Annotated in this window: 1 protein-coding gene; it reads left to right on the top strand. The window is 67.4% G+C overall.

Translation table 11 applies throughout. The features are described from left to right. On the top strand, window positions 1-1,889 hold a 1,889-nt coding region (locus ACIPEK_RS46615; protein ID WP_402009113.1), incomplete at both ends, for an amino acid adenylation domain-containing protein.

Raw genomic sequence — 1,889 nt, 5'->3', positions numbered from 1 at the left:
ATCACCTGCGGGCGGCTGGTGTGGGTGCGGAGTCCGTGGTCGCCGTGTGTCTGGAGCGTGGGCTGGACTTGGTGGTCGCGGGGCTTGCGGTGTGGCAGGCAGGGGCGGCGTATCTGCCGCTGGATGCTGAGTTCCCTTCCGACCGGTTGGGGTTCATGCTGGCGGACAGTGGGGCGAGTGTGCTGGTGGGGCATCGGTCCGTGGCCGGTGGTCTGCCGCTGGAGGCGGTGGGTTCGGTGGTGTGGCTGGACGACACCGCGACTCGTTCGGTGCTGGAAGGTCTTCCTTCCGCCTCGCCGGCTGTGCCGTGTGTTGCTGATCAGTTGGCGTATGTGCTGTATACGTCTGGGTCGACTGGGCGGCCGAAGGGTGTGTTGGTGGGGCATGGCGGTTTGGTGAGTTTTCTGGGTGGGATGGCGGTGCGTCCGGGGTTGGGGGCGGGTGATGTGCTGTTGGCGGTGACGACCTGGGGCTTTGACATTGCCGGGTTGGAGTTGTGGTTGCCGTTGGTGGTGGGTGGGTGTGTGGTGGTGGCTGGCCGTGAGGTGGTCGGTGATCCGGGTGTGTTGGTGGGTGAGTTGGTGCGGTGGGGTGTGTCGGTGATGCAGGCGACGCCTGTGACGTGGCAGATGCTGGTGGCTGATGGGTGGGCCGGCTCGCCGGGGTTGGTGGCGTTGTGTGGTGGTGAGGCGTTGCCTGTTGGGTTGGCGGGGGCGTTGGTGGAGTGTGTGGGCTCGGTGTGGAACATGTACGGGCCGACGGAGACGACGATCTGGTCGGCGTGCGAGCGCGTGACGGGGGAGGGGGTGCCGGGGATCGGGTCGCCGATCGCGAACACGCGGGTGTATGTGCTGGATGGCCGGTTGGAGCCGGTGCCGGTGGGCGTGGCGGGTGAGCTGTTCATCGGCGGTCTGGGTGTGGCACGTGGTTATCTGGGGCGTGCGGGTCTGACCGGGGAGCGGTTCACGGCTGATCCGTTCGCGGCGGATGGCAGTCGGATGTATCGGTCGGGTGACCGGGTGCGGTGGCTGGCGGATGGCCGGCTGGAGTTCCTGGGCCGTGGTGACGAGCAGTTGAAGGTGCGTGGTTTCCGTATCGAGCCGGGTGAGATCGAAGCGGCGCTGCTGTTGCTTCCGGGTGTCGGTTCCGCGGTTGTGGTGGGTCGTGGCGAGGGTGTCGAGCGTCGGCTGGTCGCGTATGTCGTTCCCGCGGTCCAGGCGGATGGCGTTCCGTCGACGTCTGTGCTGCGGGAGCGTCTGCGGGAGAGTCTGCCGGAGTACATGGTGCCGTCGTTGTTCGTCGAGCTGGCGGCGTTGCCGCTGACCCCGAACGGCAAGATCGACCGCAAGGCACTCCCCGCACCGGACGTGTCCCTCGGAGAGCTGGAGGGTCTGTATGTTTCTCCGTCCTCGGTCTCCGAGGAGTTGCTTGCGGGTATCTGGTCGCAGGTGCTGGGGGTGGACCGTGTCGGTGCCACCGATTCCTTCTTCGATCTGGGTGGTCATTCGCTGCTCGCGGCGCAGGTGATCTCTCGTGTCCGGGAGGCGTTCGGGGCTGAGGTGGCGCTGTCGGCGCTCTTCGACCGGCCGACCGTACGGGGTCTGGCGGCGGCGATCGAGGCTTCTGCCGGGGATGTCGCGCCGCCGGTCGTGGTGGTGGATCGTGCGCAGCCGTTGCCGTTGTCGTTCGCGCAGCAGCGGTTGTGGTTCCTGGATCAGTTGGAGCCGGGTTCGACGGAGTACAACATGTCGACCCGTCTGCGGTTGACCGGTGATGTCGATCTCGTGGCCCTGGGGGCTGCGCTGGATGCGATCGTGACCCGGCACGAGGTGCTGCGGACCCGCCTCGTCGCCGGCCCGGACGGAGTCGCGCACCAGGTCATCGACCCG

This window comes from Streptomyces sp. NPDC088246 (assembly GCF_044741025.1).
In the GTDB taxonomy this organism is placed as follows: domain Bacteria; phylum Actinomycetota; class Actinomycetes; order Streptomycetales; family Streptomycetaceae; genus Streptomyces.
Note: the sequence above shows the minus strand (reverse complement) of the source record. Positions and strands in the feature narration are given on the sequence as shown.